This is a genomic window from Gordonia sp. UBA7599 (genome assembly GCA_002477755.1).
Lineage (GTDB): Bacteria > Actinomycetota > Actinomycetes > Mycobacteriales > Mycobacteriaceae > Gordonia.
In genome coordinates, this window is the sequence record DLKD01000135.1 from 1 (window position 1) to 6,605 (window position 6,605).

Genomic DNA, 6,605 nt, shown 5'->3' on the forward strand with positions numbered 1-6,605 from the left:
CGAACGTGCCGACCTTGTCCATCACCGCCATCATCAACACACCGGTCGACGGCGTGCCCGCGACGGCGGCATCGGGCAACCACGCGTGTAGCGGCCACACCGGCGCCTTCACGGCGAACGCGAAGAGGAACGCTCCGCAGATCGCGATACCGGCCGTGCCACTGACGTCGATCTTCCCGTCGGCGATCGCCTTGGTGATCTCGACGAGTCCGAAGCTGCCATGACCGTCGACACCGATCTTCGCGCGTGCCGTCAGCACGTACAGGCCGATGACGCCGGCGAGCATGATGAGACCGCCGAAGAGGTTGTACAGCAAGAACTTCAGGGCTGCGCGGGCGCGCACTGCCGGGTCGAGCTGACCCCATCCGCCGATGAGGAAGTACATCGGGATGAGCATCGCCTCGAACACGATGTAGAAGAGCAGGATGTCGGTGGCGACGAAGCTCAGCAGCACCATCGCCTGTACGGCCAGGGTGAGCGCGACGTAGATCGACGGGTCGGCACCGCCGTCGTCAGAGTCGCCGTCGGGGTCCGCACCGGTGCGCCGCCAGCCCGCCAGCAACAACAGCGGCAGGAGTGCCGTGGTCAGCAGTACCAGGACCAGCCCGATGCCGTCGAGACCGAGTTCGTAGCGCGCCCCGATCGCCGGGATCCAACTATGTGACTCGGTGAGGTCGAAGCGAGACGCGGTGTGGGCGTCGAACGTGACGGCCATCGCGATGGACCAGCCGAGTACCGCCACTGACACCACGAGGCCGATCTGCTGCGCCAGGCGCGCGCGGGCGGGCCCGGCCGGCAGCAGCGCGACGGCGATCGCGCCGACGGCGGGCGCGAGCCACAGGACGGTCAACCAGGGCACCGAGGTCATAGCGCCACCGCCAGCGTGATCGCGGCGACGACGACGGCGCCGGAGAGGATGGACAACGCGTACGAGCGCACATATCCGTTCTGTGTTCGCCGCAGCAGTGCCGAACCGCCGCCGACGCCGTGTGCGACACCGGCTTCCGCGCCGGCGAATCCGCGGTCCTCGACGACGCGCAGCGCGGCGGTCAGCTGCTGGCCGGGCACCATCAGCGCGAGCTCGTTGAACCGGTCGCCGTAGAGGTCGGCGCGGGCGGCACGCGTCAGGGGCGAACCCTCCGGCGCGGTCCGCGGCACCTCGTGGCGGTACCGGCGCCACGCAACGGCCATGCCGACTACGACGACCAGCAGGACGCCGAGACTGATCAGCCACGCCGGTACCGGCAGCTCGTGGTGCGCCTCGCCGGTGAGGGGGGAGAGCCAATGGGCCAAGCGGCCGCCGACGATGAACAGCGCGCCCGAGGCAACGGATCCGACGGCCAGGATGATCATCGGCACCGTCATCGTCGGAGGTGCTTCATGGGGATGAGAGTTGGGTTCCCACCGGGGCTCACCGAAGAAGGTCAGCAGCATGACGCGGGTCATGTAGAACGCGGTGAGGCCCGCGCCGATGACAGTCACGATTCCCAGCACCGGGCCGCGGATTCCGCCGGCGCCGAACGCGGCCTCGATGATGTGGTCCTTGGTGAAGAACCCCGCGAGCGGCGGGATCCCGATGATCGCGAGGTAGCCCAACCCGAACGTCGCGAACGTGATGGGCAGCGCCTTGCGCAGACCGCCGTAGCGGCGCATGTCGGTCTCGTCGTTCATTGCGTGCATGACTGAACCGGATCCGAGGAACAGGCCCGCCTTGAAGAACCCGTGGGCCAGCAGGTGCGCGATGGCGAACACGTAGCCGGCGGGCCCGAGTCCGGCGGCCAGCACCATGTAGCCGATCTGGCTCATCGTCGACGCGGCGAGCGCCTTCTTGATGTCGTCTTTCGCGCAGCCGATGATCGCGCCGAACAGCAGCGTCACGGCGCCGACGATGACGACGACGGTCTGGGCCGTCGGAGCGTGGTCGAAGACCGGGCCCGACCGGACGATGAGGTAGACGCCCGCGGTGACCATCGTCGCGGCGTGGATGAGCGCCGACACCGGCGTCGGGCCCTCCATGGCGTCGCCGAGCCACGACTGCAGCGGGACCTGCGCGGACTTCGCGCACGCCGCCAGCAGCAGCATCAGGCCCAATGCGGTCAGGGTGGATTCCGCGGCCGTCGATGATGCCGCCAGGACGTCGGAGACGCGGAAGGAGCCGATGTTGGTGAAGATGATCATCAGCGCGATGACAAAGCCCATGTCGCCGACGCGGTTGACGACGAACGCCTTCTTCGCCGCGGTCGCCGCGGACTTCTTGTACTGCCAGAAACCGATGAGCAGGTACGACGCCAAGCCCACGCCCTCCCAGCCGGCGTACATCAGCACATAGTTGTCGGCCAGCACCAGCACGAGCATTGCCGCGACGAACAGGTTCAAGTAGGAGAAGAACCGTCGACGGTCGGGGTCGTGGGCCATGTAGCCGATCGAGTAGACGTGGATCAAGAATCCGACGCCGGTGATCAGCAGGGCGAAGCACACCGAGAGCTGGTCCAGGTGCAGGGCGGCGTCGACCTGCAGGCTGTCGACCGGGATCCATGAATACAGGATCGAGGTGATCGGCCGGTCCGCGGCATCACGCCCCAGCATCGCCCACCACAGTCCGACGGTGAGCACGAAGGACGCACCGACCAGCGCGGTGCTCAGCAAGTGCCCCCAGCGGTCGCTGCGCCGTCCGGCGAGCAGGGTGATGGCCGCTCCGGCCGCGGGCAGTGCGGGGACCAGGCCCAGCAGTTGCACAGACGTGTTTGCCATCAGCGCCTCACCGCGCCAGGAGGTTCGCGTCGTCGACCGACGCCGAGCGCCTGGTCCGGTAGATGGTCATGATGATGGCCAGCCCGACGACGACCTCGGCCGCGGCCACCACCATGGTGAAGAACGCGATGGTCTGCCCGTCGAGGGTGCCGTGCATGCGGGCGAACGTCACGAACGACAGGTTCGCGGCGTTGAGCATCAGTTCGACGCACATGAACACGACGATCGCGTTGCGCCGCAGCAGGACTCCGGCCGCGCCGATCGTGAACAGCAGGGCGGCGACGTAGAGGTAGTTGGCGGGGTTCACCGGTCCACCTCCGTCGCGTCGTCGATCGTGACATCGACCCCGTCGTCGATCGCGGTGTCGCGGGCTGCGTCGTTGTGTAGTCCACCGCCGAGCGCGCGGTTCACCGACAGCGCCGACGGTGAGCCGTCGGGCAGGCGCGCGGGCACGTCGACGGCGTTGTGGCGGGCGAACACGCCCGAGGCGGGTAGCGGCGTCGGCGGGACCGGGGAGTCGGGCGAGAAGCGGGCGATGGACAGTTCTCTCTGGCTCGGCCGTTTGGTCGACGACGGCCGGTGGGCGAGCACCATCGCACCGAGCGTCGCGGTGATCAGCAGGGCGCCGGTCAGTTCGAACGCCCACAGGTATTTGCCGAAGATCAACTGGGCGAGTTCGACGATGGCCGCGTTGCCGCCGGTGCCGGGATCGAATCCGACGAACGCGGCGATCGTGGCGTGGGCGATGCCCGCGATCAGCAGGGCGCCGAACCCGAGGCCCAGGCCGACGGCGACGATCCGTTGCCCGCGGATCGTCTCCACCAGGGAATCGGCGGAGTCGACGCCGATCAGCATGATGACGAACAGGAACAGCATCATCACCGCGCCGGTGTAGACGACGATCTGCACGACCCCCAGGAACAGTGCGCCCTGCGCGATGTAGAACACCGCGAGGATCAGCATCGTCATCGCGAGGAACAGCGCTGAGTACACCGCTTTCGGGGAGCACACCACGCCGAGCGCACCGAGCACCACGACCACGCCCAGCACCCAGAACTGCACCGACTCGCCGGTGGAGGTACGGGACAACTCTGCGACGAACTCGATGCTCGTCGCATTCATCGCATCGATCATCGCGGTGGCTCCGCGGCCTGCGACTGTGCCGCCGACTCCGCCGTCGTCGCCGCGCGTCCGGCGCGCCCGAGGTAGTAGTCGACGCCGCGTGCCGGTTTCTGCTGCGGCGTCGGCTCGGCACCGGGCGGGGGTGGTGCGAGCAGACGGTCCTTCTCGTAAATGAGGTCGGCGCGATTGTCGTCGGCGAGTTCGAACTCGTTGGTCATCGTCAGCGCGCGCGTCGGGCAGGCCTCGATACACAGCCCGCACCCGATGCAGCGCAGGTAGTTGATCTGGTAGACGCGTCCGTAGCGCTCACCGGGCGAATAGCGCTCGTCGTCGGAGTTGGGCGCGCCTTCGACGAAGATCGCGTCCGCCGGGCACGCCCATGCGCACAACTCGCAGCCGATGCACTTCTCCAGCCCGTCGTCGTACCGGTTGAGTTGGTGGCGGCCGTGGTAGCGCGGTGCGATCGGAGCGGGCTCCTCCGGGTACTGCTGGGTGATCGGCTCGCGGAACATGCCGCCCAACATCACGCCGAAACCGGCGATCGGTTTGCCGAAGTCAGGCATTGGTCACCTCCGGGGTGCGGGCTGACGTGCGCGTGCCGGCGCCCGAAGGCAGCGGTGGCACGGGGAAGGCGGTACCGAGGGGCTTGGCCGTCGGTGGCGCGGTGGCCTCGGCGGGCGCCCGCATCGCGATGACGATTCCGCCGATCAGCGCGACGGCGGTGAGCACGCCGGTCGCGATGAGGACCAGGGTGCGGGTGGTATCCGAGGAGTTCAGGGTCAGCGCCCGGATCAGCGCGACGATCATCACCCAGGTGAGCGACGAGGGGATCAGCACCCGCCAGCCCAGTCCCATGAACTGGTCGTAGCGCAGGCGCGGCAGGGTGGTGCGCAGCCAGATGAAGACGAACATGAAGACCCACACCTTGGCCGTGAACCACAGCACCGGCACCCACCCCGAGTTCGCGCCGGGTATCAGGCTCAACGGCCACGGCGCCATCCAGCCGCCGAGGAACAGAGTAGTCGCCAGCGCCGCCACCGTCGTCATGTTGACGTACTCGGCGAGCATGAACATCGCGAACTTCAACGACGAGTACTCGGTGTGGAAGCCGCCGACCAATTCACCCTCTGCCTCGGGCAGGTCAAAGGGTGCGCGGTTGGTCTCGCCGACCATGGAGATCGCGTAGATGATGAACGACGGCAACAGCAGCAGGATGAACCAGTGCCGGTGTTGGCTGGCGATGATCTCCGACGTCGACATGGTCGCCGAGAGCAGGAACACCGCGGCGAAGCACAGGCCCATCGCGATCTCGTAGGAGATGACCTGGGCGGTGGAGCGCAGGCCGCCCAGCAGGGGGTAGGTGCTGCCCGACGACCAGCCGGCCAGCACGATGCCGTACACGCCGATCGAGGTGATGGCGAGGATGTACAGCACCGCGACGGGCAAGTCGGTGAGTTGCAGCGGCGTGTGGTGGCCGAAGATCGACACCGACGGACCCAACGGGATGACCGCGAAGGCGGTGAACGCCGGGATGACGGCAATGATCGGGGCGAGCAGGTAGATCGGCTTGTCGACGCCGGCGGGGATCAGGCCTTCTTTGAGGGCCAGCTTTACCCCGTCGGCGAGGCTTTGCAGTGCGCCGCGAGGGCCCACGCGGTTGGGACCGAGGCGGCGCTGCATGCGGGCCATGATCTTGCGCTCGGCCAGGATCGCGACGAGCACGGTCAGCACCAGGAACAGGAAGATCGCGACGGCCTTGCCGACGACGATCCACCACGTGTCGTGACCGAAGGAGGCCAGGGTCGGGAAGTTGATCATGCCGGGCCCCCTTCGGTGGCGGTGCCGAGATCGTCGTCGCCGACCAGTGCGACCACGTCGCCCGCGCGGGCGCCCAGCTGCGTGTAGACCTGCGAACCGGGGGAGTTCAGCGGCAGCCAGACGATGCCGTCGGGCATATCCGTGACGACCAGTGGCAGCGTCACCGAGCCGGTCGGGCCGGTCACCGTCAGCGGCTCGCCGTCGGCGGCACCGGCTTGTGTGGCGGTGGCGGCTGAGCAGCGGACGACCGCGGCGTGTGCAGTGGCCGCGAGGTTCGGCTCGCCGTCCTGCAGTCGGCCCCGGTCGAGCAGCAGCCGCCAGCTCGCCAACAGGGCGTGACCGGTGTTGGGCACCACCGGGGCTGGACGCGTCACGCCGGGCAGATCGGCACGTTTGCCCGTCCACGCACCCATCTCCTGCAGCTGCGCGTGGATCTCGTCGGTGGTGTCGCAACCCAGCGCGGTACCCGCCTCGGCGGCGATCGCAGCGAGGACCCGGTGATCCGAGAGCCTCCCGCCCGAGTCGACCGACGGGGTGAACCACCGCGGTCGGCCCTCCCAGTCGACGAAGATGCCGGACTTCTCGGCGACCGCGGCCACCGGGAACACGACGTCGGCGTGCTCGGTGACGGTGCTGGGGCGCTGCTCGAGGCTGACGACGAAGGTCGCGCGCTCCAGTGCGGTGAGCGCGCGCTGCGCGTCGGGGAGATCCTCGACCTCGATACCACCGACGACGAGTGCATCGAGTCGTCCGCCGATGACCGCGTCGAGGATGGCCGGGGTGGCACGGCCGGGTTCGGCGGGGAGTTCTGCACCGTCCCAGGCGGCGGCGATCTCGGCGCGCGCGGCCTCGTCGGCGACGGGACGCCCACCGGGCAGTAGGTTGGGCAGGGCACCGACGTCGGCGGCGCCGCG

The 6,605-nt window shown here is 68.5% G+C and carries 7 protein-coding genes; all 7 read right to left on the minus strand.

What is annotated here, in order from left to right; genetic code table 11:
* The coding region (locus B4L26_RS15300) for a proton-conducting transporter membrane subunit (RefSeq protein ID WP_290720101.1) at nt 1–868 on the minus strand (868 nt) is incomplete at its 3' end.
* The gene (nuoL, locus tag B4L26_RS15305; protein WP_290720103.1) at nt 865–2,751 is read right to left on the minus strand and encodes an NADH-quinone oxidoreductase subunit L; all 1,887 of its coding nucleotides are present in this window, start codon (nt 2,749–2,751) and stop codon (nt 865–867) included. The genes B4L26_RS15300 and nuoL, both read right to left, overlap by 4 nt.
* A 7-nt stretch (nt 2,752–2,758) precedes the next feature.
* Complete coding sequence (gene nuoK / locus B4L26_RS15310) at nt 2,759–3,058, minus strand: NADH-quinone oxidoreductase subunit NuoK (RefSeq protein ID WP_290720104.1); 300 nt, start codon at nt 3,056–3,058, stop codon at nt 2,759–2,761.
* Nucleotides 3,055–3,885 carry an NADH-quinone oxidoreductase subunit J gene (locus B4L26_RS15315; protein ID WP_299489052.1) on the minus strand — a complete coding sequence of 277 codons (831 nt, stop codon included), beginning with the start codon at nt 3,883–3,885 and terminating at the stop codon, nt 3,055–3,057. Before B4L26_RS15315 ends, nuoK begins: the two co-directional genes overlap by 4 nt.
* A complete protein-coding gene (gene nuoI / locus B4L26_RS15320; protein WP_290720108.1) occupies nt 3,882–4,436 on the minus strand; it encodes an NADH-quinone oxidoreductase subunit NuoI in 555 nt (184 codons plus the stop codon). The genes B4L26_RS15315 and nuoI overlap by 4 nt, the downstream gene beginning before the upstream one ends.
* The gene (gene nuoH / locus B4L26_RS15325; RefSeq protein ID WP_290720111.1) at nt 4,429–5,691 is read right to left on the minus strand and encodes an NADH-quinone oxidoreductase subunit NuoH; all 1,263 of its coding nucleotides are present in this window, start codon (nt 5,689–5,691) and stop codon (nt 4,429–4,431) included. Before nuoH ends, nuoI begins: the two co-directional genes overlap by 8 nt.
* On the minus strand, nt 5,688–6,605 hold a 918-nt coding region (locus B4L26_RS15330; RefSeq protein WP_290720113.1), incomplete at its 5' end, for a molybdopterin-dependent oxidoreductase. The genes nuoH and B4L26_RS15330, both read right to left, overlap by 4 nt.

Coding starts and splice junctions, on each gene's coding strand:
- nuoL (WP_290720103.1), bottom strand. CDS start 2,751: ATGGCAAACACGTCTGTGCAACTGCTGGGCCTGGTCCCCGCACTGCCC.
- B4L26_RS15315 (WP_299489052.1), bottom strand. CDS start 3,885: ATGATCGATGCGATGAATGCGACGAGCATCGAGTTCGTCGCAGAGTTG.
- nuoI (WP_290720108.1), bottom strand. CDS start 4,436: ATGCCTGACTTCGGCAAACCGATCGCCGGTTTCGGCGTGATGTTGGGC.
- nuoH (WP_290720111.1), bottom strand. CDS start 5,691: ATGATCAACTTCCCGACCCTGGCCTCCTTCGGTCACGACACGTGGTGG.